The organism is Nonomuraea coxensis DSM 45129 (genome assembly GCF_019397265.1).
Classification (GTDB): domain Bacteria; phylum Actinomycetota; class Actinomycetes; order Streptosporangiales; family Streptosporangiaceae; genus Nonomuraea; species Nonomuraea coxensis.
This window is the reverse complement of sequence record NZ_CP068985.1, coordinates 1,219,878-1,244,568: the sequence shown is the minus strand read 5'-3', so window position 1 is coordinate 1,244,568 and position 24,691 is coordinate 1,219,878. Positions and strand designations below refer to the sequence as shown.

The following is a 24,691-nucleotide window of genomic DNA, read 5'->3' as shown; positions in this document are numbered from 1 at the left end:
CGGACCAGTCGCCGGACGCGCGTCGCGATGAACCCGCCGACCGGGGGGCGAAATCGGGGGCCGTGCCTATTGTGTCGCTTTCCCGGCAGCCGCGGTCCCAAAGGTCAGTCCCATCGGAAGAGCTCATCCCCCACATGCACTGCCCCCTCGGCGAGGCCCGTCACCGCCCCGTTCGTCGCGTCCAGCGCCACCACGGGGCAGACCGGCGAGCGGCCGCCCGCCTCGACGGCCGCCGGGTCCCACGCGACGACCGGCTGTCCCGCGCTCACCCGGTCGCCCTCGGCGGCCAGCAGCCGGAAGCCCCGGCCCTTGAGCTGGACGGTGTCGATGCCGAGGTGCACCAGCACGCCCTTGCCGTCGTCCCCCACGATGACGTACGCGTGCGGATGCAGTTTCATGATTTTTCCCGCTATGGGGGCCACGGCCTTGCCGGGCCCCCGCAGCGGGTCGATGGCCGTTCCCGGACCGACCAGGCCCGCGGAGAACACCGGGTCGGGCACGGCTGCCAGCCCCACGGCCGCCCCCTCGACCGGGGCGAGAACAGTCGTCATGGTCCTCGCCCTTAGCCGATGATGTCCTCGATGTCGCTGGCTATGGTGTCCGCCTCCGGCCCGACGACGACCTGGACCACGTTGCCCGCGGCCATGACGCCGTGCGCGCCCGCCGCCCGCAGCGCGGCCTGGTCGACCTTGGTCGCGTCGTGCACCTCTGTCCGCAACCGGGTGATGCAGGGCTCGATCTCGATGATGTTGTCGGCCCCGCCCAGCCCGGCGATGATCGCGTTCACATCCGCCGCCATCCGGCCTCCCTAGCTCCTGCCGACCAGGCTAGATCAGTCCGTCTGGGTGACCTTGTTCAGGCCGCGCGGCGCGTCGGGGTCGACGCCGAGCCGCCTGGCCAGCGCCTCGGTGAGGAGCTGCCCCGGCACGATGAGCCCCATCGGGGCCACCCATTCGGGCAGGTCGGGGCCGTTGAGCGCGGCCGTGCCCGCCCGCGCCAGCCCTTCGCCGCCACCGATCGTGTACGCCGCCGCCCCCGCGGCCACCACCCGCTCGGCCAGCGCCACCGTGCCGGGCAGCGTCGGGCTGTTCTCGGCGGCGACCAGCAGCGCCGGGGTGTCGGCGTCCACGACGGCGATGGGGCCGTGCAGCAGGTCGGCGTAGGAGAGGCCCATGGCGTGCAGGTAGCAGGCCTCCTTGAGCTTGAGCGCGGTCTCCAGCGCGGTCGAGAACGCGAGGCCGCGGCCGGAGACGACCACGCCCGGCTTGTCCAGCAGCCCTTCGACCACGGCGTCCAGGTCGCCGGGCTCGCCGAGCAGCTTCTCCACCGCGTCGGGGACCCGCCGCAGGTCGTCCTGGTCCACGTCGGCGCCGAGGCCGAGCGCCAGCACCGCGAGCGCGGCGAGCTGCGTCGTGTACGTCTTCGTCGCCGGGACGGCCTTCTCCTCCCCCGCCTCGGTGCACAGCGCCACGTCGGCAGCCTGCGCGAGCGGGCTGTCCGGGCCGCCGTTGGTGACGGCGACGGCCGCCGCCCCGCAGTCCTTGGCCCAGGCCAGCGTCTCCACGATCTCCTCGGTGCGTCCCGACTGGGAGATGGCCACGGCCAGCACTCCGTCGAGGTCCAGCTTGCGCCGGTAGGTGGTGGCGATCGACGGCGCGGCCAGCGCGGAGAGCCGCCCTGCGTGTGATTCGACGAGGTAGCGGCCGTAAACTGCTGCGTTGTCGGAGGTGCCACGCGCGATGAACAGCAGTTGACGGGTGCGTTCGCCCACCGCTCTCACCTCGCCGATCCTGGGGAGCAGGGAGTCCAGTGTGGCCCGCAGCGCGGCCGGCTGCTCGGCGATCTCGCTGCGCATCTTCGTGGTCATCGGTGGGCTCATCCTTCAACTGGTACGGGATCGGGCTTGACCGTCTTTCGCGACCTGTGGTCTAGTCCGGACTAGACCAGTACGAACCATAGCCCATCCCGTGGCACGGAACGAGGGGAGGATCCCGTGGCCCACATCGACCCGGACAGCCCGGTGCCCAAATACTTCCAGCTCCGCGAGATCCTGCTGGACCTCATCGACAGCAACGAGCTCAGCATCGGCGCGGCCATCCCGTCCGAGCGCGAGCTGTGCCAGCGCTTCGGCCTGTCCAGGATGACCGTCCGGCAGGCCGTCGACCATCTCGTCTCCGAGGGCCGGCTCCACCGGGTGCCGGGCAAGGGCACCTTCGTGGCTCGGCCGAAGATCGAGCTGGCGCTGCAGCTCACCTCGTTCAGCGACGACATGCGGGCCCGCGGCATGGTGCCGGGCTCGCGCGACCTCGACCGGCGCGTGGTGCGCGCCAGCGCCCACCTCGCCAAGGAGCTGGGCATCCAGCCGGGCGAGGAGGTGCACTTCATCGAGCGCCTGCGCACCGCCGACGGCGAGCCGCTGTCCATCGAACGGGCCCACATCCCGGTCAAGCTCGCCCCCGGCCTGGCCGAGCACGACCTGTCGGACAAGTCGCTCTACGAGCTGCTGGAGCGCCGCTACGGCCTCGTCATGGACGCCGGCGAGCTCACCATCGACGGCGGCATCGCCGACCCGAGCGACGCCGACCTGCTGAAGCTGCCGCGCGGCGGGGCCGTGCTGCTGCTCCAGCGCCGGTCGTTCTCCGGCGGCGTCTGCGCGGAGCTGGGCGTGTCCACCTACCGCGCCGACCGCTACCAGCTCCGCACCATGCTCGAGATGCCCGTACGACGGGGCTGAGGCCCCCGAGCTCCCCAGACTGCCGGAAGCCCGGTGCTCCCACCCCCGGAGGAACGCCCGGTGAACGAGACCGCCGCCGCCCGGCCCTCGCCGTTCGCGCGCGTCATGTCCGTGCTGCAGCGGATGGGCCGCTCGCTGATGCTGCCCATCGCCGCCCTGCCCGCCGCCGCCCTGCTGCTGCGCTTCGGCCAGCCCGACATGCTCGGCTCGAACGGCGCCGAGCCCGGCGGCCTGGCCGACGTCGCCGGCCTGTCCTGGATGAGCGCGGTCGCCGAGGTGCTGGCCGCGGCCGGCGGCGCGCTGTTCGAGAACCTGCCGCTGCTGTTCGCCGTCGGCGTGGCCATCGGCTTCGCCCGCAAGTCCGACGGCTCCACCGCGCTCGCCGCCGTGGTCGGCTACCTGGTCTTCGACCGGGTCACCAAGGTCATGTTCTTCGGCTCCGACATCAGGGACACCGTCTCCATCAAGGAACTCCCGGCCCAGGGCGGCGTACGGGAGATCATCAACTACGGCATGCAGAACCCCACGAGGGTGCTCGGCGGCGTCGTGATCGGCCTGGTCGCGGCGCTGCTCTGGCAGCGCTTCCACCGGATCAAGCTGCCCACCTGGCTGGCGTTCTTCGGCGGACGGCGCTTCGTCCCGATCATCACCTCCATCGTGGCGCTGCTCATCGGCGTGCTCTTCGGCTGGCTGTGGCCGGTCATCGGCGAGTGGTTCCGGCACGCCGGCGAGGCCCTGACCGCGCTCGGCCCGGTCGGCACCGGCATCTACGGCGTGGTCAACCGCCTGCTCATTCCCCTCGGCCTGCACCACTTCGTCAACTCGGTGGTCTGGTACGTCGTCCCGCAGTGCGAGGTGGGCGGCCGGGTGCTGGTCGGCGACTGGAACTGCTACTTCGGCGGCGCCGCGCAGTCCGGGCAGTTCATGGCGGGCTTCTTCCCGATCATGATGTTCGCGCTGCCGGCCGCCGCGCTCGCCATGTGGCGGGCCGCGCCCAGGCACCGGCGGGCCACGGTGGGCGGCATCATGCTGTCGGCGGCGCTGGCGTCGTTCGTCACCGGCATCACCGAGCCGATCGAGTTCGCCTTCATCTTCGTGGCGCCGCTCCTGCTGGTGGTGCACGCGCTGCTGACCGGGCTGGCGATGGCGCTGACCACGCTCATCGGCGGGCAGCTCGGCTTCGGCTTCTCCGCCGGCCTGCTCGACATGCTGCTCAACGCCAGCAAGTCCAACACCCAGAACGTGCCCGGCATCCTCCTGCTGGGCGTGGTCTACGGGGTGGTCTACTACGCCGTGTTCACGTTCCTGATCCGCAGGCTCGACATCATGACCCCGGGCCGCGAGCCCGAACCGGACCTCGACTCGGGCGAGACCTGAAATGTCGGCCGTGACTGCCAGGATGGCGCAATGATCGCCGACTGGCTCTCCGAGGAGAGCTATCCCCTGCTCGCGGGCTCCTACGGGCTCACCTACGTCCGCGACCTGACCCCGGAGCAGGTCACGGCCCGGCTGGGCGGCCGGCCGGAGGATCTCGTGCCCATGACGCTCAAGGAGCTGGAGGACGAGGCCCGCCGCAGGTTCGGCGACCGCGGCCACTTCTTCGGCCTCACGGCGATCGGCGGCTGGACGCTCGTCGTCGAGACCCTGGGCGACCTCGCGTGGTCGGAGGAGATCCTGGCGCCGCTGTCGGCCGGCACCCGCGTCGTCGCCCACGCCTACCTCGACGTCAAGGGCCTGGACAACTTCCTCTGGATCGAGGACGGGCGGCTCCGCTTCGCCTTCTACCCCCAGGAGGGCTACGTCGAGGAGGTGCCCGGCGAGCTGGCCGCCACCATGCGGCTGATCGAGACCGGCCACTGGCATCTCGATCCGCACGAGGGTCCCGCGTTCATGCTGGCCGAGCACCTGACCGGCATCGCGGTGACGCCGCAGCTCCTCCAGGACGCCTCCTACCGGTGCGGTTTCGTCCCGCGCCCGATCCCCTCCCTGGCCACCTGACCCGTTTTCTCCCGATCCCGGAGTGGTAGGAACACCCCGATCCCCCGCACTATGACCAGCGAGCGGGGGTGGGCGCGGCGATGGCGGCCATCGGCTCCGGCGAGCCCCCCTCCGGCAGGCACCCCTCCGGCGAGCCCCCCTCCGGCAGGCACCCCTCCGGCGAGCGCCACCCCGGCAGGCGCCTCTTCGGCCCTGCTCTCGCCGTGTTGCAGCGCATCGGGCGCTCGCTCATGCTGCCCATCGCCGTCCTGCCCGCCGCCGGCCTGCTCTTCCGCTTCGGCCAGGACGACCTGCTCGGCGCCGTGCCCGGGCTGGCGCCGCTCGCGCGGGTCCTGGCCGCGGCCGGCGGCGCGCTGTTCGAGAACCTGCCGCTGCTGTTCGCCGTCGGCGTGGCCATCGGCTTCGCCCGCAAGTCCGACGGCTCCACCGCGCTCGCCGCCCTGGTCGGCTACCTGGTCTTCGACCGCGTCACCAAGACGCTGTTCTTCGACGCGGGCGAGGGCGCCGTCTACGAGGAGGTGCTGCTCGTCCTCCAGGACGGCACCCGCGCGCTCAACGCCGGCGCGCAGAACCCGACCGGCGTCCTCGGCGGCATCGTCATCGGCCTCACCGCCGCCCTGCTCTGGCAGCGTTTCCACCGGGTGAAGCCGCCCGCCTGGCTGGCCTTCTTCGGCGGCCGGCGCTCGGTCCCCATCATCACCGCCGTCGCCGCGCTGCTGCTCGGCGTCGTCTTCGGCCTGCTGTGGCGGCCGGTCGGCGACTGGCTGGCCGGGGCCGGCGACTGGCTGTCGGTCCACGGCGCCGCCGGCGCGGGCATCTACGGCGTCGCCAACCGCCTGCTCATCCCCGTGGGCCTGCACCACTTCCTCAACACGATCGTCTGGTTCACGCTGCCGGACTGCCGGGCCGACGTGCGCGGCGCGACCAGGAACGCCGCCGGCGACCTCAACTGCTACTTCGCCGGCGAGCAGGGCGCGGGCATCTTCATGACCGGCTTCTTTCCCGTCATGATGTTCGGGCTGCTCGGGGCGGCCGTCGCCATGTGGCGCGCGGCCCCGCCGGAGCGCCGCCCGGCGGTCGGCGGCATCCTGCTGTCGGCCGGGCTCACGTCCTTCGTCACCGGGATCACCGAGCCGCTGGAGTTCGCGTTCATCTTCGTGGCGCCCGTGCTGTTCGCCGTGCACGCGCTGCTCACGGGCGTGTCTATGGCGCTCATGGCGGAGCTGGGGGCGCGGCTGGGGTTCACGTTCTCCGGCGGCGCGATCGATCTGCTGCTGAACGCCGGCAAGGCGAACACGCACCGCCTCGGGCTGATCCTCGGGTTCGGGGTGGCGTACTTCGTCCTCTATTACGCCATCTTCGCGCTGCTCATCCGCGCCCTGAACCTGCCCACTCCCGGCCGCGAGGTTACGGCCGACCCTTAGCCCCGGCCCTTCCGCCCGGAACCGGGCATCGGCCGCTCCAGCTTCCGCGGCCCCCACCGGACAAACCCGGACGTTGACCGGCACGAACGGGAGAAGCTGGTGCGGCACGTACAACGGGGCCGGGCCGAAAACTCCTGAAGGCGTTTCCCCGCGAGAAGGAGGACCCGTGTCGGCAGCCCCCCGCATCCCGTGCACCGACGGCGCCCTGGCCCTGAGCCCCATGATCTGGGGGCCGCCGGGCGCGACCCCCGACGAACGCCGACTGCGCCACCTCGGCCAGGCCCTCGCCGAGGTGCTGGCCGGCCGCCGCGCCCCCGAGACGCTGGCCGACCGGCTCACCAGCCGCGCCTACCGGCACCTCATCACGACCGGCCCGCTGTTCAGGACCGGCCGCACGCCGTTCGTCCGCCGCGTCCACGTGACGGAGCCGCGCGAGGGCGTCATCGAGATGTGCGTGATCGTACGCTGCGGCGAACGCGACCGCGTGCTCGCCGTCCGCCTCGAACGCCACGGCATCCACTGGCTCTGCACCGACGTCGAAGCCGCCTGACCCACCCCCTGACGACGGAAGGACCCCCGCCCGTCGGGGCGGAGGTCCTTCCGTGACGTCAGCGCGCTCAGGCGGCGTTCTTGGGGTCGCCGTGGCAGCGCTTGTACTTCTTGCCGGACCCGCACGGGCACGGCGCGTTCCGCTCCACGTTGCCGTACGCGGCCCGCTCCGCCGAGGTGGTGCGCACCCGGGTGTGCTCGACCTCGCCCTGCTCGCCGGGAGCGGAGTACTCCAGCTCGGCCGGCCGCTCGGGCCCGCGCAGCCCGCGCGCGATGATCGAACGGGTCTCCGCGAGGACCGCGTCCTCCTCCTCCACGATCGGGTTCTCCTGCACCTCGACCTCGAGGTTGAACAGGAAGCCCACGGAGTCCTCCTTGATGCCCTCAAGCATCGCGGCGAACATCTCGAACCCTTCCCGCTGGTATTCGATCTGCGGGTCCTTCTGCGCGTAGGCCCGCATGCCGATGCCCTCGCGCAGGTAGTCCATCTCGTAGAGGTGCTCGCGCCACTTGCGGTCGAGAACGGACAGGATGACCCGCCGTTCGAGGTCGCGCATGGTCTCGGCGCCGATCTCCTCCTCGCGCCTGGCGTACGCCTCCATGGCGTTGGCCTTGACCTTCTCGCTGATCAGCTCGGCGGTCAGCTCCTCGCGGCCGCCCGCCTCCTCGACGAGGTCGGCGACGGTGACCGTGATCGGGAACAGCTCGCTGAACGCCTTCCACAGCTTGTCGAGGTCCCACTCCTCGGCGAAGCCCTCGGACGTGGCGCCCTGGACGTAGCCGTCGATGACCTCGCCGACGAAGCCCCGCACCTGGTCGTGCAGGTCGGCGCCCTCCAGCACGCGCCGGCGCTCGGAGTAGATGACCTTGCGCTGGCGGTTCATCACCTCGTCGTACTTCAGAACTTCCTTGCGGATCTCGAAGTTCTGCTGCTCGACCTGGTGCTGGGCGGAGGCGATGGCCTTGGAGACGATGCCGGACTCGATCGGCTGGTCGTCGGGGATGTTGAGCCGGGTCATGATGACCTCGACCCGCGCCGAGTTGAACAGGCGCATGAGGTCGTCGCCGAGCGAGAGGTAGAAGCGCGACTCGCCGGGGTCGCCCTGGCGGCCGGAACGTCCGCGGAGCTGGTTGTCGATGCGGCGCGACTCGTGGCGCTCGGTGCCCAGCACGTAGAGGCCGCCGAGCTCGGTGACCTCGTCGTGCTCGGCCTTGACCGCGGCGCGGGCCTTCTCCAGCGCCTCGGGGTAGGCCTTGTCGTATTCCTCCGGCGTCTCGACCGGGTCGAGGCCGCGCTGGCGCAGCTCCTGGTCGGCGCGGAACTCGGAGTTGCCGCCGAGCATGATGTCGGTGCCTCGACCGGCCATGTTGGTGGCGACGGTGACGGCGCCCTTGCGGCCCGCCTCGGCGATGATCGCGGCCTCACGCTCGTGGTTCTTCGCGTTGAGCACCTCGTGCGGCACGCCGCGGCGCTTGAGCGCCTTGGACAGCCGCTCGGACTTCTCCACCGACGTGGTGCCGACCAGGACCGGCTGGCCGCGCTCGTAGCGCTCCTTGATGTCCTCGACCACCGCGTTGAACTTGGCGTCCTCGTTCTTGTAGACCACGTCGGCCTGGTCCTTGCGGATCATCGGCCGGTTGGTCGGGATGGGGACCACGCCCAGTTTGTACGTCTGGTGGAACTCGTTGGCCTCGGTCGCCGCCGTGCCGGTCATGCCGGCCAGCTTGTCGTAGAGGCGGAAGTAGTTCTGCAGGGTGACCGTGGCGAGCGTCTGGTTCTCGTCCTTGATCTTGACGCCCTCTTTGGCCTCGATGGCCTGGTGCATGCCCTCGTTGTAGCGGCGGCCGTGCAGGATGCGCCCGGTGAACTCGTCGACGATCAGGACCTCGCCCTCGGAGACGATGTAGTCCTTGTCGCGCTTGAACAGCTCCTTGGCCTTCAGCGCGTTGTTGAGGAAGCCGACGAGGTGGGTGTGCTCGGGCTTGTAGAGGTTGTCGATGCCGAGCCAGTCCTCGACCTTCTCGACGCCGGCCTCCAGGATGCCGACCGTGCGCTTCTTCTCGTCGACGATGTAGTCGCCGGTGCTCTCCTCGCCCGGGTTCTTCGCCTCGACGCCCCTGCGCAGGCGGGGGACGATCTTGGCGAACTCCTGGTACCACTTGCCGGACTGCTCGCCGGGGCCGGAGATGATGAGCGGGGTCCTGGCCTCGTCGATGAGGATGGAGTCGACCTCGTCCACGATCGCGTAGTTGTGGCCGCGCTGGGCGCACTCCTCAAGGGACCACGCCATGTTGTCGCGGAGGTAGTCGAAGCCGAACTCGTTGTTCGTGCCGTACGTGATGTCCGCTTCGTACTGCTTGCGGCGCTCGTCGGGCTGCTGCCCGGAGACGATGCAGCCGACCTCCATCCCGAGGAAGCGGTGGATCCGGCCGATCGTCTCGGCGTCGCGCCTCGCCAGATAGTCATTGACCGTGACGATGTGGACGCCCTTGCCGGAGAGCGCGTTGAGATAGGAGGGCAGGGCACAGGTCAGGGTCTTGCCCTCACCGGTCTTCATCTCGGAGATGTTGCCCATGTGGAGGTTGGCTCCACCCATGATCTGCACGTCGTAGGGGCGCTGGCCGAGCACGCGGCGGGCCGCCTCGCGCACCGTGGCGAACGCCTCGGGAAGCAGATCGTCGAGAGTTTCGCCGTCCGCGTAGCGCTGTTTGAATTCGTCCGTCAGCGCGCGCAACTCCGCGTCGGACAGGCTCGTGAAGTCGTCCTCGATGGAGTTGACCTGGTCTGCGATCCGCTTGAGCTTGCGCAGGGTCTTGCCTTCGCCGGCACGCAGGATCTTGTCGAGAATGGCTGCCACTTTATGTAAAGCTCCTCGCAGGTCTACCCCGGCGGCGCCGCCAGGAGGAGAGGCCGAGACAAACTTCCCCGAGTGCCATCGTAGGCGCTTCCGCAACCAGACACAGCCACCGTGCCGACGAGGGCGCAGGACTGGTCTGGGAGAATGGGGGCAAGGCAGAGGGTATGCCGGTTGACCGCCGGCCCGCATGTATAGCGGCATAACCGGCAAAGGAAGGATTAAGCATGGTTGAGGGGAAGAAGTCGGAGCAAACGGAGGATCTCGGCAGCCACGGCGGACGGGCGTCATCGTGGCTGGCGGTGACGGTCATGTTGGCCGGATTCGTCGTCGCCGGCTTCGGGCTGACCGTCGCCAGCTGGACGCTGGTGTGGATCGGCGCAGGGGTGTTCGTCGTGGGCGGCATCCTCGCCCTCGTCTTCGACATCTTCACCGACGTGGTGATCGACGCGCCGCGCGTGGGCATGCGGGCCGAGGATCACCGCTGACGGCGGCGTTCGACGACCATCGCCACCGCGATCTCCGAGGCGGGCCCCCTACGAGGCGGCCCGCCTTTCTTTTTGCCCATCCCCTTCCCCTTCTTCCTGCCTGCTCAAAATCCTCCCCATGTGATGCTTTCCCGCCGCTCGTCGGCGTGTCGGAGGAACCCGGGCCATTCCTTCGCCCCCCTCCCCGGTTCCCCGCCGTCCGCCCACGGCGGGCGTTTTGTCAGTGACCGCCGCTAGATTGCACGCATGCACCGCCCTGAAGACCCCCAGGACCTCCTGGACGACGCACAGGCGCTCGACACGGACCCCGACACGGGACTCGTCACGGGACTCGACACGGGGGACGCCTCCCCCGGCGCTCCCGCACCGGCAGCCGGTGCCCCGAGCGTCGCCCAGGTGAGCGCCGTCGCCACAGCCGGGGCCGCTGCCGCATCCGAGAGGAAACCCCTCCTCCCGGGATCGCCCTCCCCCGCCATCGGGGCGCCGCCCGCGCCCGGTGGCGCTGTGGAGCTCTCGCTCGACGACGCGCGTCGCCTCATCCTGCGCGCCCAGGGCCTGCTGGGCGCCGACGCGCGCAAGGGCGGGGTGCACGCCATGCTGCGCAGGCTGGGCGCCGTACAGCTCGACACCATCTCGGTCCTGGCGCGCTCCCACGAGCTGGTCGCGTACGCCCGCCTGGGCGCGGTGAGCAGGTCCGCGGTGGAGCGGGCCTACTGGCACGACCCGGCGCGAAGCTTCGAGTACTGGTGCCACGCGGCCTGCATCCTGCCCGTCGAGCACTGGCCCCTCTACTCCTTCCGCCGCCGCGCCTACCGCGAGCGCAGATACCGCTGGCACGAGGTCCCCGACAGCGTCGACAAGCTGCTCGGCCAGGTGCGCGACTCGGGCCCGGTGATGACCTCCGACGTCGGCGGCGCCAAGAACGGCGGCCCGTGGTGGGACTGGTCCGACTCCAAGATCGGTCTGGAGTGGCTGCTGGACATCGGCGAGCTGGTCTGCACCCGCCGCACCGGCTGGCGCCGCGTCTATGACCTGGCCGAGCGCGCGATCCCCGCCGACCTGCTCGGCCAGGACCTGACGGACGAGGAGTGCGTCGTACGGCTGGCCGGCATCGCCGGGCGCTCGCTGGGCGTGGCCAACCGCACCGACCTGATCGACTTCCTCCGCCTGAAGGGGCGCTTCGCGGCGATCCTGGACGAGGCCCTGCTCAGCGGGGCGGCCGGGCTGACGCCGGTGACCGTCGCGGGCTGGCCGGGCAAGAAGGGCCAGGCCAACGCCTGGGCCGATCCCGCCGCGCTGGCGAGCGAGCCGCGCGGCCGGCACCGCACCACGCTGGTCTCGCCGTTCGACTCCCTCATCTGGCACCGGGGCCGCACCGAGCGGATCTTCGGCTTCAGCTACACGCTGGAGCTCTACGTCCCCAAGCACAAGCGGGTGCACGGCTACTTCACGATGCCGGTGCTGGCCGGGGGCCGGCTGATCGGCCGGGTCGATCCGGCCCGCGAGGGCACGACCCTCGTGGCCAGGCAGGTGCACCTGGAGCCCGGCCTGTCCCCCGCCAAGTGGGCCGGCGCGTTGGCGGACGCCCTGTGGTCGGCCGCCGAGTGGGTCGGCTGCGACAGCGTGCGCGTCGAACGCGCCGATCCGCCAGAACTCGTCCCCATTCTGAACGCCCCACGATAGGCCGGCAGGCCGAGAGCGCCCCGAGCACCAGGCCCACGACCATCGGCCCACCGGGGCGCCTCGGGCGGGTCATGGGGAGGGGGTCACGCGGTCCGGGATGCGTGGGCGGGGGTGGGGGCTTCGCTTACGTGATCTCCAGCATGCGCTCCCGCACCGCGTAGACCACCGCCTCCATCCGGGAGTGCAGTTGCAGCTTGTCGAGGATGTTGCGTACGTGGTTCTTCACGGTGTTCTCGGAGATGAAGAGCTGCTTGGCGATCTCGCGGTTGTTCATGCCCTTGGCGACCAGCCGCAGGACCTCCATCTCGCGGTCGGTCAGCCGGGGGACGGGCAGCTGGGGCGGGCGCTCGGCCTCTTTGCGGCTCATGTTGGCGAACTCGCTGATGAGCTTGGCCGCCATCGCCGGGTTGATTAACGACTGGCCTTCGTGCACGCCGCGCACCGCGGCGGGGACGTCGTTGATCTGGACATCCTTGAGGAGGTAGCCGGTGGCTCCCGCCTTGATGGCCTCGAAGAGGTCCTCCTCCTCGTCGCTCACCGTCAGCATGATGATGCGGGTGCTGGGGACCGAGGCCTTGATGCCCTTCGTCGCCTCGATCCCGTCCTGCCGCGGCATGCGCACGTCCATGAGCGCCACGTCGGGCATGAGGCGGTCGGCCAGCTCGACCGCCTCCTGCCCGTCGCTCGCCTCACCGACCACCTCGATGTCGGGTTCAGCCGCCAGCGCCAGAGCCAGGCTGCGCCTGATCAGCTCGTGGTCGTCGACGATCAGCACGCGAATGGGCTCGCTCGCTGACGCGCGGGCCTCGTCGGACTCGCTCACGAGGCCTCCTTGATCCGCCTCGCGACCGCGCTTCCCTCGTTTCGCTCGCTCGGCTGAACCTGACTGAGCTCGCTCACGTCTCCTCCTCGTCGGGGGGCCAGAGCCGTAACCGCCATGATCGCACGTGTGCCGCGGTCCTCGGGTGGTCGAGAAGATCTTTTTCAGTGCGCGATCAGGGCTCTACGAGCCGCAACACGCCGTAGTTGTACCCGCGTCTGTTGTAGACGACGCTCGGCTGACCGCTCTCCTTGTCACGGAAGAGGTAGAAGTCGTGGCCGACCAGCTCCATCTCCAGCAGCGCCTGGTCGATGGTCATCGGCTCGGCCCGGTGGAACTTCTCCCTGACGATGAGCGGCCCCTCGCCGTCCATCTCGATAGGGACGATGTCCTCGTCGGCCCTGTCGTCGTAGGTGACGTCGGCGTAGTCACCGGCACGCTGCGGCTCGCCCTCGCCGGCCTGGGCCTTCTTCGGCGCGGCGGGCTCCTGGGGCGGCAGGCCGGTGACGTCGGGAAGCGTCGCGGTGATCTCCGCCACGGAGGGCGGGCAGTGGTTGCCGTGGTGCACCTTGCGCCGGTCGGCGAGCCGCCTCAGGCGGCCCTCCAGCTTGTCCAGCGCCAGGTCGAGGGCGGCGAACCGGTCGTCGGCCGAGGCCTCGGCGCGGATGGCCGGCCCTCGGGAGTGGATGGTGAGCTCGACGCGCTCCCGCTGTCCCGCGAGGCGCGGATTGCGTTCCTTGGACACCTGCACATCGACTCGGATGAGTTTGTTGTCCAGACGTTCGATCCTGGCCAGCTTGGTCGTCACTTGGTCGCGGAACCGATCACTCACACCCGTGTGCCGGCCCTTGACGATGATGTCCATGCAAAAGCCCCCCTTCCGTCTAACGACTGAGCAAGAGCGCCCGACGAGCTGCGGATCGGGCGAGGTCTCCTGTCCGCCTTCCTGTCACCGTTACCCTCCTCCGACTCGCGGTCACCGGGAACTCGGTTGGCACCCGCCCGGCCGACCTGGTCTTCGACCCCACATCCGCCTGCTGAGGGTCTCGCAGCTCTGTTGCCACTACTGCCCTTCTCTTCTGGCGAGAGGCATCTGACCTCTCGGGAAGGCAGGACTTACCCCTAAGCCGCACCGTGATCGGTCGACAAAGAGTCGCCTTACGTGGACCGTTTTGCCTGCGGCTGGCATCGGCTAGCAGAGCCGGGAGCCCCAGCTCTGCGCAACCACGGACCCGAACGGGTGCCATGTCAGAACGCTATCCGCATCCTGGGCCGATGTCAGCCGGAGGACCGGCGTGGCGATCACTTTGCGTGATATTCACGGGGCGGAGCGGCGTGGTTTGATGCCCTGTTTAATCGGCCGGCGTCCGCTGCGGCGGGGCGCTGAGCGCCGGTCGAGCACTGCGGCGGCAACCCGCGGGGAAGCGACATGTGGCCTCCTGGGGAGGGGCCGGTCGGCCGCGTCTTTCACTCACTGTCACTGTAATGCTTTTTTAGATCTTCGGCGTGTCGCGGCGACGGTGATCGCCAGCGGAACCGGCGTTCCGACTGATCGGAGGGCTCGCGCGGCCTCGGCGAGGGTGGCGCCGGTCGTCACGATGTCGTCCACGAGCAGCGCACACGGCGCTGGAGGGCCTGCCGCGGGGCGGGTGACCCGTAGTGACCCGGCGAGGTTGGCCGTCCGCTCAGCGCTGCTCAGGCCCGCCTGGTCGGCCACGGAGCGGACCTGCGTCAGGCCGTCCCAGGGGTGGGCGGGCAGGCCGAGCGCGCGCAGGGCGCGGGACGCGAGCAGGGCCAGGCGGGCGACCGGGTCGTGGCCCCTGGCCCCGGCCGTGGCCCGGGTGCTGGGGACCGGGACGACGGCGAAGCCGGCCGCGTACGCGCGGAGGGCGCCGGGGGTGCGGGAGAGCGCCGTGACGGCGGTGAACGCCAGCGCCTCGGCGAGGACCGCCGCCAGCGTCACCGCGCCCCGCTCCTTGTAGGCGAGGACGACGCGGCGGGCCCGGCCGTCGTACGGGCTCGCCGACCAGCAGTCGGGAAGGCCGGGCGGGCACGGGTCCGGCCGCCGCCGGGCCGGCCGGGCGGTCAGCTCGGCCACGCACGCGGCGCAGCACCGGGGCCCCTTGGCGCCGCAGCCCGCGCAGGCCGGGGGCAGGACGAGGTCGAGCACGGCGTTCAGCACGCCTGCCAGCATGCCCGCCGCCACCGACATTCCCGCCCCCTGAGCGGGCGGCTCAGCCCAAGGGGAACAGGGGGGCTTCGGCGTTGGACTCGATCCTGGTCTTCCAGCTCTGGTCCTGCGAGAGCTCCAGGATCTCCGAGCCCTTCCCCTTGCCCTTCTCCGCCTGCGCGAGCACGTGCTCGTTGAGCGCCGCGACCCGCCGCAGCCGGTTCTTCAGCGGGATCTCGGTGACGTCGCCGTCGCCGATGTCGATCTCGTTCAGCGTCTGCCCGGCGTTGCTCTTGACCAGCACGAGCACGTGCTCGTCGTCCCGCCACGCGAGGTCCTCGATGAGCCCGCCTGGCTCCCTGGCCGTCGGCACCCTGACGTTGCTGAGCATCAGCCCGCCCGCCTGGGTCAGCGCGCCGACGTGCACGATGTTCTCGCCGGTGGTCAGCACCACGCGGACGCCGTCCCTGGCGATGCGCATGCGGGTGACGTCCCAGCCCTTCAGCCCGGGCGCGGCGACACGCTCGGCGGGGCGGTTGGAGCCGGGTTCGTAGCGCAGCACGACGCCGTTCTTGCGGTCGAACGTCCACAGCGACCCGTCGCGGTGCCAGGACGGCGCGGTGAGGTCCTGCGGGGAGCCCTGGACGACCTCCTGCCACTGCCCCTCCTGGGTGGCGGGGGTGATGGAGATGCCCGTGGAGGTCTGGGCGGCGACGAGGTCGCCCTGCTTGGACAGCGCGAAGTTGGAGTAGCCCTCGCGCGGCTGGCCCGCGGGCCCGGCGACGGCGCCCCCCGGCCCCTCGTTGGTCATGTAGTGGACGGCGCCGTTGTCGATGTAGTAGTCGGTGTTGACGCCGTTGTCCAGCCAGCCCTGGTCGACGTTGGGCTGGGAGACGGAATACTGCTCCCCGTCCACCTGCACCTCGATGGGGCGGCCCTTGGCGACGTCGTTGTTGGTGAGGCTGTAGCGGATCTGGGCCATGAGGGCGTGCTCGCCGCTCAGGTCGAGCGGGTCGATCGGGCCCGACAGGTTGATGACGACCCGTTCGTCCTCGCCCGAGCGCACCGACTCGATCCTGGTGCCGGAGGGGAAGCTGGTGCTCACCGCGCCCTGGAGGGCGGCGCTCGGGGCCTTGAGCAGCCGTTCGAGCACGACCTGCGCGTACGTCTTGGTCGGCTTGAGCCGCAGCCGCACGCTGTCCACCACCAGCCGGTCCTGGGTGCCGCTGCTGAGGTAGTAGAGCTTGGTCGGCCGGTACGCCCGCGCGACGTCGGACTTCGTGAGGATGATCCCCTGCGGCAGGCTGCGCACCCGGTAGCCCACGCCCTCGACCTTGACCAGCTCGAACGGCCGCGCCCAGTTGCCGGCCAGCGGCACGTAGGTGTCGTCCTCCTCGATCCTGGCGATCTGGGGGGCCTTGACGGAGATCTTCTGCACCGACTCGGTGCCGTCCTGGTCGCCCAGGTCGAAGGTCCAGTTCCAGGCGTCGTCGAGCACGGTCACCGCGCCGTCGGGGCTCCAGCCGCGCAACGCCTCGGGCGTGAGGTACTGCGGCAGGACCGTCGGGTCGTCGTCGTAGGCGGCCATGGCCGCCTGGAGGCCCTTGAGCACGTCCTGGGGCCCCCAGCCGGGCTGCGGCGCGGTGGCGATCATCCGCTGGAACGGCTTGCTGAGCGGGTCGCCGCTGCCCGTGTCGTCCACCACGTACGGCCCGCTGACCGGGATCACGGAGCACCCCGAGCCCGTCAGCGCCACGGCCGCGGCCACCGCGGCGACGGCGCAGAGCCGCCTAGTCCTCGTCATCGACCGCCCCGTCCCCCACGGCGGGCAGCAGCACGGGCGTCATGGCCCCGCGCCAGGTGCGCCGCATCTCGATCTCGGGCGGCACGAGCGGCAGCGGCGAGCCCTTGAGGTCGGCCCCGGCCGTGCGCGGCAGGGTCAGCCTGAACTGCGAGCCCTCGCCCGGCTGCCCCCACGCCTGGAGCCAGCCGCCGTGCAGGGTGGCGTCCTCGCGGGAGATCGCCAGGCCGAGCCCGGTGCCGCCGATGGTGCGCGCCCGTGACGGGTCGGCCCGCCAGAACCGGTCGAAGACCATGGTGTCCTCGCCCGGTTTGAGCCCTATGCCGTGGTCGCGTACGGCGACCGCCACGGCGTCGCGGTCGGCGCCGACGGTGACGACGATCTCCCTGCCCTCGCCGTGCTCTATGGCGTTGAACAGCAGGTTGCGCAGGATCCGCTCGACCCGGCGGTTGTCGATCTCGGCCATGCAGGGCTCGGGCGGCAGCCGCAGCTCGAAGCGGGTGCCGTGGCGCTCGGCCAGCGCCTCGGAGTCCTCGATCGCGCGCAGCACGACCTTGGTGACGTCGACCGGCTCCAGGTCGAGCGTGGCCGCGCCGGCGTCGTAGCGGCTGATCTCCAGCAGGTCGCCCAGCATCGACTCGAACCGTTCGAGCTGGGCCTGCATGAGCTCGGCCGAGCGGGAGGCCATGGGGTCGAAGTCCTCGCGCGCGTCGTACAGCAGGTCGGCGGCCATGCGCACGGTGGTCAGCGGGGTGCGCAGCTCGTGCGAGACGTCGGAGACGAACTGCCGCTGGACCTGCGACAGCTCCTCAAGCTGGTGGATCTTGAGCGCCAGGTTGGCGGCCATCTCGTTGAAGGAGTTGGCCAGGCGGGCGAGGTCGTCCTCGCCGCGTACCTTGAGCCGTTCGTCCAGCTTGCCCGCGGCCAGCCGTTCGGCGGCCTGGCGGGCCAGCCGTACGGGGGTGACGACCTGCCGGGCCACCAGGTACGCGATCGCCGCGAGCAGCAGCACGAGGCCGAGCCCCACCACGACGATGGCGAGCCGGACGTTGGACAGCAGCGCCTCTTCCTCGTCGAGCGGGAAGAAGTGGTAGACCTCGTAGTTCTGGCCGCTGAAGGGCTCGTGGACGATGCCGCCGACGACGTACATCAGGCGGGGCTGGCTCTGCCCGGTCAGCGCGACGCGCTCGATGGAGACGATGGGCTTGTCGTAGACCAGCTTCGTGATGTTGCGCTGCAGCCCGGCGCGCAGGGCGGGCGGCACGTTGCCGGGCACGAGGCGGCCGGAGGCGCGTGACTGCCCGGGGGCGGCGACGTTGAGTATGAGCACGTCGTAGCGCTTCTTGGAGCCGCCGTCGACGGAGCCGGTGACGGCGCCCATCACCTCGTCGAGCGGGTTGACCGCGGCCTTGCCCGCGTCGACGGCCTTGGTCTGGTCGTCGTCGGGAGGCGCGAGCGCGTCGGCGATCTGCAGCCGGTCGGCGTTGGCCTCGCTGACCGAGGACTGCTGGCTGCTCTGGATGACGGCCCGGTTGATCTGCTCGGACAGGAACGTGCCGAGCACCACCACCACGACGACGGAGATCACCAGCGTGCTGGTGACGACCTGGAGCTGCAGCGAGCGCCGCCAGACGCTGCGCGCCCTGCCCGCCGCACGCCGCACCCGCCGGCGGACGCCGCCGAGGATCTGGCGCGGCGTCCGCCTGCGGGGGCGCTTGGTCTTCGTCGGGGGCATGGCGGGTGGGGGCGGGCGGATCAGGCGGGTCCGGCTTTGTAGCCCACGCCGCGGACCGTGACCACGATCTCGGGGTGCTCGGGGTCCTTCTCGATCTTGGCCCGGAGCCGCTGGACGTGCACGTTGACCAGCCGCGTGTCGGCCGCGTGCCGGTAGCCCCACACCTGCTCCAGCAGGACCTCGCGGGTGAAGACCTGGCGCGGCTTGCGGGCCAGCGCGACCAGCAGGTCGAACTCGAGCGGCGTGAGGTTGATGGTCTCCTCGCTCCGCTTGACCGAGTGGCCGGCCACGTCGATGGTGATGTCGCCGATCTGGAGGATCTCCGGCGTCGGCTCGTCCGTACGGCGGAGCCGCGCCCGCACCCGCGCGACCAGCTCCTTCGGCTTGAACGGCTTGACGATGTAGTCGTCGGCGCCGGACTCCAGGCCGAGGACGACGTCAATGGTGTCGCTCTTCGCCGTGAGCATGACGATCGGGACCCCGGACTCGGCCCTGATCCTGCGCGCCACGTCGATGCCGTCGGCCCCCGGCAGCATCAGGTCGAGCAGGACGAGGTCCGGGCGCGTGTCCCGGAACGCGTCGAGCGCCTTGTCGCCGTCAGACACGAAGGATGGTTCGAACCCCTCGCCCCGCAGCACGATCCCCAGCATCTCGGCGAGAGCGGCGTCGTCGTCGACGACCAGCACGCGACCTTTCATGGCCCCTCATTCGTTCTACGCATTCTGGGACATACCCGCACGATCGCTGAAGGTTACCCTTGGTGGACCCATGAGTGTGACCTGAGCCCTGAGAAAGGCGACAATCAGGTCCGCCCCCGCGACCGCATCCCAAGTCTGCGGTAACGGAGCGTCTTTAGGCCATCCCTGGTGCGGATCCTTGCCAGATTTCCCTATGAACAAAGGCGTCATCGGGCAGCGAATCTCCTCCGGGACACCAAGCTCCCGCCCAGCATGCCAGGATTGGGATATGTCAGACGGTCACGGTCCCTCGCCCGAGACGCCCCCAGGTTGGTCGGCCGAACAGCCCCCGCCCTACAGCGCCCCGCCGGCCTCCCCGTGGACCGCGCCCGGCTCCCCCGAGCAGGTGCCCTACGGGCAGCCGTACGGGCAGGCTCCACAGCAGCAGCCCCACGCCCCCGGCCCACGGCCGCCCTACCCGCCCCACCCGCAGCCGGGCTACGGCTACATGCCGCCGCCCCCCGCGCTGCGCCCCGGCATCATCCCGCTGCGCCCGCTGGGCCTCGGCGACATGCTCGACGGCACCATCAAGCTCATCCGCTCCAACCCCAAGGCGGTGCTCGGCCTGTCGGCCGTCGCCGCGCTGCTCGCCTCCGTGCCGCTGGCCGTCGGGCAGGCGTTCGTGCTCGACAGCATGGGCAGCATGCTCACCGACCCCTCCGCGCGCGAGGGCGACCAGCTCGACAGCAGCATGGCCGGCCTGGCCGCCCAGTACGGCGGCACCCTGGTCTCCTACGCCATCCAGTTCGTCGTGGTCACGCTGCTGACCGGCGTGATCACCCGCATACTCGGGCGGGCCGTCTTCGGCGGCAACCTCACGGCGGGCGAGGCGTGGCACCTGGTCAAGGGCCGGGTGCCGGCGCTGTTCGGCGTCGTGGGCCTGATGGTGGTCATCATGGCGGTGCCGCTGATCGCCTTCGTGGTGATCGGCGTCGCGCTGGTGGCCAACGGCACCGGCGCCGGAGGGCTCCTCGGGCTGATGGTGGTGTTCTTCATCCTCTACATCGCCTACTACCTGTTCTTCCGCACCCGCTTCGCGTTCGCCTCGCCGGCGGTGGTGCTGGAGAGCCGGGGGCCGATCGACGCCATGCGCCGCTCCTGGCAGCTGGTCACCGGCGACTTCTGGCGGGTGCTCGGCATCCTGCTGCTCACGTCGCTGCTGGTCGGCCTGGTGGCGGGCGTCCTGTCCATCCCGTTCACGATCGCGGGCACGCTGTTCGGCATGCTCGGGGCGGGCTCGATGGTCAACGCCGTCGTGTCGGCCGTGCTGATCGCGATCGGCGGCACGCTCGGCGCGATGTTCACCTACCCCTTCGAGGCGGGCGTCGCCGGTCTCCTGTACGCCGACCGGCGCATGCGCAGCGAGGCGTTCGACCTCGTGCTGCAGACGGCGGCCATCGAACAGCAACGCCAGGGCTGGGTGCACGGCTCGGCCGACGAGCTCTGGCACCCGTCCAACTCCGCCGGGTCGTGAGCCCCATCGGCAGGGAGGAGGCCGCGCGGCGGGCCGCGGAGGAGCTCCTCAAGGCCCCGTACGAGCGCGAGTCCCTGCCCGACATGCTCCTGCGGCGCTTCAACCAGTTCCTCGGCGACCTGGCCGACGCCGCCTTCGGCAACGGCCCGGTGGGCGGGATCATCGCGAGCGTCGTCATCCTGGCGCTCGTCGTCGCCGTGACCGTGCTGGTGTCGTGGCAGCTCCGCCGCATGTCCAGGCGGCGCCGCCTGGTCACCGGCGGCCTGTACGGCGAGCGCGCCCGCACCGCCGACGAGCACCGCCGGGCCGCCGAGCGGCTGGCCGGCGAGGGCCGCTGGAGCGAGGCGATCCAGGAGCGGCTCCGCGCCATCGCCCGCGACCTGGAGGAACGCGCGCTGGTCGACGGCATGCCCGGCCGCACCGCCGACGAGCTGGCCGCCGAGGCCGCGGCGGCGCTGCCCGACCTCGCCGGCGAGCTGGCGGCGGCGGCCCGCTCCTTCGACGAGGTGACCTACGGCGGCGTGCCGGGCACCCCCGACGCCTACGCCACCATGACCGGCCTCGACGAACGCCTCCGCCAGTCCCGCCCTGCCCCACTGACGTTGGCCGGGGAGGCGTCGTGAGCGCGCCGGCGGAGGAGTCGCTCGCTCCCGGCGGAGCGGCGCTCGGCGAGCCGGTCGTCACCGACGACGGGGTCGTGCCCGGCGACCCGCCGGGCGGCTCCGCCCCCACCTCGCCGACCCTCCGCTCCACCTGGCGGGCGGGCCGCCTGATCGTGCTCCTGGGCGCCCTCGTCGTGCTGATCGCGGTGCTCGGCGTGCTGCTCGGCCCGCAACGCGGGCCCTCGCGCCCGCTCGACCCGGCCGACACCTCGCTCGCCGGGTCCAGGGCGCTGGCCGAGCTGCTGCGGGCGCGCGGCGTCCAGGTCGACCGGGTCGACTCCGCCGAGGCGGCCGCCCGGCTCGCCGCCACGGGCGGCCCGCGGCTGCTGCTGATCACCGACACCGTCTACGCCGACGAGCACGCCCTGGCCAGGATCCCGGGCGACCGGCTGATCGTCGGCGCCGTGCCCGGCCTGACGGCGCTGGCCCCCGAGGTGCGCCCCGACCCGGCCCCGGCCCGCACCCGCTCGCGCGAGCCGGAGTGCGCGCTGCCCGCGGCGCGGGCGGCGGGGAGCGCGTACATGGGCGGCGCGGCCTTCCACGGCCCTCCCGGCGCTGCCCTCTGCTACCCGTCCACCACCGAGGGCTACACGCTGGTGTCCTACTCCCGCGAGGGCGGCACGACGACGGTCGTCGGCGACGGCTCTTTCATGACGAACCTCCGCCTCGCCGAGGACGGCAACGCCGCGCTCGCGCTCAACCTCATCGGCACAGGCAGGCCGGTGACCTGGCTGGTCCGCCCGGACAACCCGCCGGTCGCCGAGCTGCCCGGCGAACGCGGCCAGTCGCTGACCGACCTCATGCCGGACAACGTGCGCTGGAGCGTCTACATGGCGATCATCGCGGTGGCGGTCACGGCGATCTGGCGCGGCCGGCGGCTCGGGCCCGTGGTGACCGAGCGCCTGCCCGTCGTCGTACGCGCGGCCGAGACCGTCGAGGGCCGTGGCCGCCTCTACCGCGCCAGGCGGGCCAGGCAGCGGGCCGCCGAGGCGCTGCGCGCGGGCGCGATCGACCGGCTGACCCCCCGGCTCGGCCTGGCCACCGGGGCCGGCGGCCGGGAGGTGGTGGCCGCCCTCGCCGCCCGCACCGGCCAGGACGCGCACCGGGTCGGCGCGGCCCTGTACGGCCCGCCGCCCGCCGACGACGCGGCCCTCGTCGCCCTCGCCGCATACTTGGACCACATGGAAAGGCAGGTCAGTGAACTCTGAGCAGAGTTACCACCCGACGACGTCCGCCGACGCGGCCAGGGACGCGCTCGCCGCGCTCCGCGCCGAGGTGGCCAAGGCCGTCGTGGGCCAGGACGCGGTGGTGACGGGGCTGGTCATCGCGCTGCTGTGCAGGGGGCACGTGCTGCTGGAGGGCGTGCCCGGTGTGGCGAAGACGCTGATGGTGCGCACGCTGAGCGCCGCGCTGTCCCTGGACTTCAAGCGGGTGCAGTTCACGCCCGACCTGATGCCCGGCGACGTGACCGGCTCGCTGATCTACGACGCGAAGACCGCGGAGTTCGAGTTCCGCGAGGGCCCTGTCTTCACGAACCTGCTGCTCGCCGATGAGATCAACCGCACCCCGCCGAAGACGCAGGCCGCGCTGCTGGAGGCGATGGAGGAGCGGCAGGTCAGCGTGGAGGGGTCGGCCCGGCCGCTGCCCGACCCGTTCGTGGTCTGCGCGACCCAGAACCCGGTCGAGTACGAGGGCACCTACCAGCTCCCCGAGGCGCAGCTCGACCGGTTCCTGCTGAAGCTGACCGTGCCGCTGCCGCCGCGCGAGCAGGAGATCGCGGTGCTGGAGCGGCACGCCCGCGGCTTCGACCCGCGCGACCTGTCGGAGGTCAAGCCGGTCGCGTCCGCCGCGGACCTCGCCGCAGGGCGGGAGGCCGCGTCCCAGGTGCACGTGGCGCCCGAGGTGCTCGGCTACATCGTGGACGTGGCCCGCGCGACCAGGAGCTCCCCGTCGTTGCAGCTCGGCGTCTCGCCGCGAGGGGCGACGGCGCTGCTCGCGGCCTCCCGCGCGTGGGCGTGGCTGTCCGGGCGGCACTACGTGACCCCCGACGACGTCAAGGCGCTGGCCAGGCCCGCGCTGCGGCACCGCGTGGGCCTGCGGCCCGAGGCGGAGCTGGAGGGCGCGACCGCCGACGGCCTGCTCGACGGCATCCTGGCCTCGGTCCCGGTCCCGCGCTGATGGCGCTGACGGGGCGGGCCGGGCTGGTCGCCGCGCTCGGGATCGTGCTGGTGATGCTCGCGCCGCGGCCCGGGGCGGCGCTCGCCGGGGTGTGCCTGCTGCTGGCGGCGGCGATCGTGATCGACCTGACGTTCGCGGGGGCGGTGCGGCCGCTGCGCCTGCACCGGTCCGGCGACACCCTCGTCCGGCTGGGGCAGCGGGCCACGGTCGAGCTCGTCGTGGAGAACCCCGGGTCCAGGCGGGTGCGGGGCGTGCTGCGCGACGCCTGGCCGCCGTCGGCCGGGGCGACGCCGCGGGTCGCGCGGATCGACGTGCCAAAGGGCGAGCGGCGCAGGATCGTCGTCACGCTCGACCCGACCCGGCGGGGCGACCGCTCGTCGGTGGCGGTCACGGTGCGCTCGCTCGGGCCGCTCGGGCTGGCCGCCCGGCAGGGCGGGCACCGCGCGCCGTGGACGGTGCGGGTGCTGCCGCCGTTCCTGTCGCGCAAGCACCTGCCCTCGCGGCTGGCCCGGCTGCGCGAGCTCGACGGGCAGCATCCCGCGCTCGTACGCGGCCAGGGCACCGAGTTCGACTCCCTGCGCGAGTACGTCGTCGGCGACGACGTGCGCTCCATCGACTGGCGGGCCACGGCGCGCCGGCACGACGTGGTGGTGCGCACCTGGCGGCCGGAACGCGACCGGCGGGTGCTGATCGTGCTCGACACCGGGCGCACGTCGGCGGGCCGGGTGGGCGACGCGCCGATCCCCATGGCGGGCGCGACGCCGGGCGGCGGGCTGCTGGTCAGGCCCGATCCCCGGCCGGTGCCCGGCTGGCCGCGGCTCGACTGGTCGATGGACGCGGCGCTGCTGCTGGCCGCGCTCGCCGCGCGGGCCGGCGACCAGGTCGACTTCCTCGCCTACGACCGGGCCGTACGCGCCTGGGTGGGCGGCGCCTCCCGCACCGAGCTGCTGTCGTCGCTGGTCAACGTCATGGCGCCGATCGAGGCAGAGCTGGTCGAGGCCGACGCGCAGGGCATGGTGGCGGCGGTGCTGTCGCGGGCCAGACGGCGCTGCCTGGTGGTGCTGCTCACCGACCTCAACGGGGCGGCCATGGACGAGGGGCTCATGCCGGTGCTGCCGCAGCTCGCCTCGCGGCACCTGCTGCTGGTGGCCGGGGTGTCCGATCCGCGGGTGGCCGCGATGGCGGCGCGGCGGGGCTCGGCGGAGGAGGTCTACGACGCGGCGGCGGCCGAGCACGCCCAGCTCGAACGGCGGCGCATCACCGCCCGGCTGCGGCGCGCCGGGGTCGAGGTCGTGGACGCCCCGCCGGAGGACATCGCGCCCGCGCTGGCGGACGCCTACCTGGCCCTGAAGGCGGCAGGCCGGCTGTAGGCGGCGGGGCGGG

The 24,691-nt window shown here is 71.8% G+C and carries 22 protein-coding genes; 12 read left to right on the top strand and 10 right to left on the bottom strand.

Annotated features, from left to right (window positions below):
• Positions 1-104: 104 nt before the first annotated feature.
• From Nocox_RS06270 to Nocox_RS06260, 3 genes are read right to left on the bottom strand one after another with little or no spacing between them, the layout of a single operon-like run.
• Positions 105-551, bottom strand: coding sequence for a PTS sugar transporter subunit IIA (locus tag Nocox_RS06270; RefSeq protein WP_026213953.1), 447 nt, complete (start codon positions 549-551; stop codon positions 105-107).
• A gap of 11 nt (positions 552-562) precedes the next feature.
• Positions 563-799: a PTS sugar transporter subunit IIB gene (locus Nocox_RS06265; RefSeq protein ID WP_020541384.1), complete on the bottom strand. Its 237-nt coding sequence runs from the start codon at positions 797-799 to the stop codon at positions 563-565.
• A 33-nt stretch (positions 800-832) separates the two neighbouring features.
• Positions 833-1,867 (bottom strand): SIS domain-containing protein, encoded by a 1,035-nt coding sequence (locus Nocox_RS06260; protein ID WP_020541383.1) that lies wholly within the window; start codon positions 1,865-1,867, stop codon positions 833-835.
• A 126-nt stretch (positions 1,868-1,993) separates the two neighbouring features.
• On the opposite strand from Nocox_RS06260, the gene Nocox_RS06255 reads away from it, so the two are divergent.
• The 5 genes from Nocox_RS06255 to Nocox_RS06235 all read left to right on the top strand — a co-directional run bounded on the left by Nocox_RS06255 (position 1,994) and on the right by Nocox_RS06235 (position 6,706).
• Positions 1,994-2,734, top strand: a complete 741-nt coding sequence (locus Nocox_RS06255; protein ID WP_020541382.1) for a GntR family transcriptional regulator — start codon at positions 1,994-1,996, stop codon at positions 2,732-2,734.
• 60 nt (positions 2,735-2,794) lie between these two features.
• On the top strand, positions 2,795-4,111 hold the full coding sequence (locus tag Nocox_RS06250; protein ID WP_020541381.1) for a PTS transporter subunit EIIC: 1,317 nt from the start codon (positions 2,795-2,797) through the stop codon (positions 4,109-4,111).
• Positions 4,112-4,141: 30 nt separating this feature from the next.
• A complete protein-coding gene (locus Nocox_RS06245) occupies positions 4,142-4,732 on the top strand; it encodes a DUF6461 domain-containing protein (RefSeq protein WP_020541380.1) in 591 nt (196 codons plus the stop codon).
• 80 nt (positions 4,733-4,812) lie between these two features.
• On the top strand, positions 4,813-6,156 hold the full coding sequence (locus Nocox_RS06240) for a PTS transporter subunit EIIC (protein ID WP_157382848.1): 1,344 nt from the start codon (positions 4,813-4,815) through the stop codon (positions 6,154-6,156).
• A gap of 166 nt (positions 6,157-6,322) precedes the next feature.
• On the top strand, positions 6,323-6,706 hold the full coding sequence (locus Nocox_RS06235) for an Rv3235 family protein (RefSeq protein WP_020541378.1): 384 nt from the start codon (positions 6,323-6,325) through the stop codon (positions 6,704-6,706).
• 67 nt (positions 6,707-6,773) lie between these two features.
• Here the strand turns inward: Nocox_RS06235 and secA are convergent, their stop codons facing one another.
• Complete coding sequence (gene secA, locus Nocox_RS06230; RefSeq protein WP_020541377.1) at positions 6,774-9,563, bottom strand: preprotein translocase subunit SecA; 2,790 nt, start codon at positions 9,561-9,563, stop codon at positions 6,774-6,776.
• 224 nt (positions 9,564-9,787) lie between these two features.
• Here secA and Nocox_RS06225 point away from each other — a divergent pair, with 224 nt between their 5' ends.
• Both Nocox_RS06225 and Nocox_RS06220 read left to right on the top strand, forming a co-directional pair.
• On the top strand, positions 9,788-10,048 hold the full coding sequence (locus Nocox_RS06225) for an HGxxPAAW family protein (RefSeq protein ID WP_020541376.1): 261 nt from the start codon (positions 9,788-9,790) through the stop codon (positions 10,046-10,048).
• Positions 10,049-10,294: 246 nt separating this feature from the next.
• Positions 10,295-11,731 (top strand): winged helix-turn-helix domain-containing protein, encoded by a 1,437-nt coding sequence (locus tag Nocox_RS06220; RefSeq protein ID WP_084685352.1) that lies wholly within the window; start codon positions 10,295-10,297, stop codon positions 11,729-11,731.
• 124 nt (positions 11,732-11,855) lie between these two features.
• Here the strand turns inward: Nocox_RS06220 and Nocox_RS06215 are convergent, their stop codons facing one another.
• The 6 genes from Nocox_RS06215 to mtrA all read right to left on the bottom strand — a co-directional run bounded on the left by Nocox_RS06215 (position 11,856) and on the right by mtrA (position 18,955).
• A complete protein-coding gene (locus Nocox_RS06215) occupies positions 11,856-12,554 on the bottom strand; it encodes a response regulator (RefSeq protein WP_020541374.1) in 699 nt (232 codons plus the stop codon).
• A gap of 172 nt (positions 12,555-12,726) precedes the next feature.
• A complete protein-coding gene (gene hpf / locus Nocox_RS06210; RefSeq protein ID WP_020541373.1) occupies positions 12,727-13,416 on the bottom strand; it encodes a ribosome hibernation-promoting factor, HPF/YfiA family in 690 nt (229 codons plus the stop codon).
• Between the two features lie 612 nt (positions 13,417-14,028).
• Positions 14,029-14,763, bottom strand: coding sequence for a ComF family protein (locus Nocox_RS06205; protein WP_020541372.1), 735 nt, complete (start codon positions 14,761-14,763; stop codon positions 14,029-14,031).
• 22 nt (positions 14,764-14,785) lie between these two features.
• The gene (locus Nocox_RS06200; RefSeq protein ID WP_084685350.1) at positions 14,786-16,525 is read right to left on the bottom strand and encodes an LpqB family beta-propeller domain-containing protein; all 1,740 of its coding nucleotides are present in this window, start codon (positions 16,523-16,525) and stop codon (positions 14,786-14,788) included.
• Entirely contained in the window at positions 16,512-18,257 is a 1,746-nt protein-coding gene (mtrB, locus tag Nocox_RS06195; RefSeq protein WP_020541370.1) for an MtrAB system histidine kinase MtrB, read from the bottom strand. The genes Nocox_RS06200 and mtrB overlap by 14 nt, the downstream gene beginning before the upstream one ends.
• Positions 18,258-18,277: 20 nt before the next feature.
• The gene (gene mtrA / locus Nocox_RS06190; protein WP_026213951.1) at positions 18,278-18,955 is read right to left on the bottom strand and encodes an MtrAB system response regulator MtrA; all 678 of its coding nucleotides are present in this window, start codon (positions 18,953-18,955) and stop codon (positions 18,278-18,280) included.
• A gap of 268 nt (positions 18,956-19,223) precedes the next feature.
• On the opposite strand from mtrA, the gene Nocox_RS06185 reads away from it, so the two are divergent.
• Genes Nocox_RS06185 through Nocox_RS06165 form a run of 5 tightly spaced genes read left to right on the top strand, consistent with a single transcriptional unit; the run spans position 19,224 to position 24,678 of the window.
• Positions 19,224-20,468 carry a DUF7847 domain-containing protein gene (locus Nocox_RS06185; RefSeq protein ID WP_063711603.1) on the top strand — a complete coding sequence of 415 codons (1,245 nt, stop codon included), beginning with the start codon at positions 19,224-19,226 and terminating at the stop codon, positions 20,466-20,468.
• Positions 20,465-21,091: a DUF4129 domain-containing protein gene (locus Nocox_RS06180; protein WP_020541367.1), complete on the top strand. Its 627-nt coding sequence runs from the start codon at positions 20,465-20,467 to the stop codon at positions 21,089-21,091. Before Nocox_RS06185 ends, Nocox_RS06180 begins: the two co-directional genes overlap by 4 nt.
• Positions 21,088-22,338, top strand: a complete 1,251-nt coding sequence (locus tag Nocox_RS06175; RefSeq protein ID WP_020541366.1) for a DUF4350 domain-containing protein — start codon at positions 21,088-21,090, stop codon at positions 22,336-22,338. Before Nocox_RS06180 ends, Nocox_RS06175 begins: the two co-directional genes overlap by 4 nt.
• Positions 22,328-23,308: an AAA family ATPase gene (locus Nocox_RS06170; RefSeq protein WP_020541365.1), complete on the top strand. Its 981-nt coding sequence runs from the start codon at positions 22,328-22,330 to the stop codon at positions 23,306-23,308. Before Nocox_RS06175 ends, Nocox_RS06170 begins: the two co-directional genes overlap by 11 nt.
• The gene (locus Nocox_RS06165; RefSeq protein WP_020541364.1) at positions 23,308-24,678 is read left to right on the top strand and encodes a DUF58 domain-containing protein; all 1,371 of its coding nucleotides are present in this window, start codon (positions 23,308-23,310) and stop codon (positions 24,676-24,678) included. The genes Nocox_RS06170 and Nocox_RS06165 overlap by 1 nt, the downstream gene beginning before the upstream one ends.
• Positions 24,679-24,691: the final 13 nt, after the last annotated feature.

Coding starts and splice junctions, on each gene's coding strand:
- Nocox_RS06270 (WP_026213953.1), bottom strand. CDS start 551: ATGACGACTGTTCTCGCCCCGGTCGAGGGGGCGGCCGTGGGGCTGGCA.
- Nocox_RS06265 (WP_020541384.1), bottom strand. CDS start 799: ATGGCGGCGGATGTGAACGCGATCATCGCCGGGCTGGGCGGGGCCGAC.
- Nocox_RS06260 (WP_020541383.1), bottom strand. CDS start 1,867: ATGACCACGAAGATGCGCAGCGAGATCGCCGAGCAGCCGGCCGCGCTG.
- Nocox_RS06245 (WP_020541380.1), top strand. CDS start 4,142: ATGATCGCCGACTGGCTCTCCGAGGAGAGCTATCCCCTGCTCGCGGGC.
- Nocox_RS06240 (WP_157382848.1), top strand. CDS start 4,813: ATGGCGGCCATCGGCTCCGGCGAGCCCCCCTCCGGCAGGCACCCCTCC.
- Nocox_RS06225 (WP_020541376.1), top strand. CDS start 9,788: ATGGTTGAGGGGAAGAAGTCGGAGCAAACGGAGGATCTCGGCAGCCAC.
- Nocox_RS06220 (WP_084685352.1), top strand. CDS start 10,295: ATGCACCGCCCTGAAGACCCCCAGGACCTCCTGGACGACGCACAGGCG.
- hpf (WP_020541373.1), bottom strand. CDS start 13,416: ATGGACATCATCGTCAAGGGCCGGCACACGGGTGTGAGTGATCGGTTC.
- Nocox_RS06205 (WP_020541372.1), bottom strand. CDS start 14,763: ATGTCGGTGGCGGCGGGCATGCTGGCAGGCGTGCTGAACGCCGTGCTC.
- Nocox_RS06200 (WP_084685350.1), bottom strand. CDS start 16,525: ATGACGAGGACTAGGCGGCTCTGCGCCGTCGCCGCGGTGGCCGCGGCC.
- mtrB (WP_020541370.1), bottom strand. CDS start 18,257: ATGCCCCCGACGAAGACCAAGCGCCCCCGCAGGCGGACGCCGCGCCAG.
- mtrA (WP_026213951.1), bottom strand. CDS start 18,955: ATGAAAGGTCGCGTGCTGGTCGTCGACGACGACGCCGCTCTCGCCGAG.
- Nocox_RS06185 (WP_063711603.1), top strand. CDS start 19,224: ATGTCAGACGGTCACGGTCCCTCGCCCGAGACGCCCCCAGGTTGGTCG.
- Nocox_RS06165 (WP_020541364.1), top strand. CDS start 23,308: ATGGCGCTGACGGGGCGGGCCGGGCTGGTCGCCGCGCTCGGGATCGTG.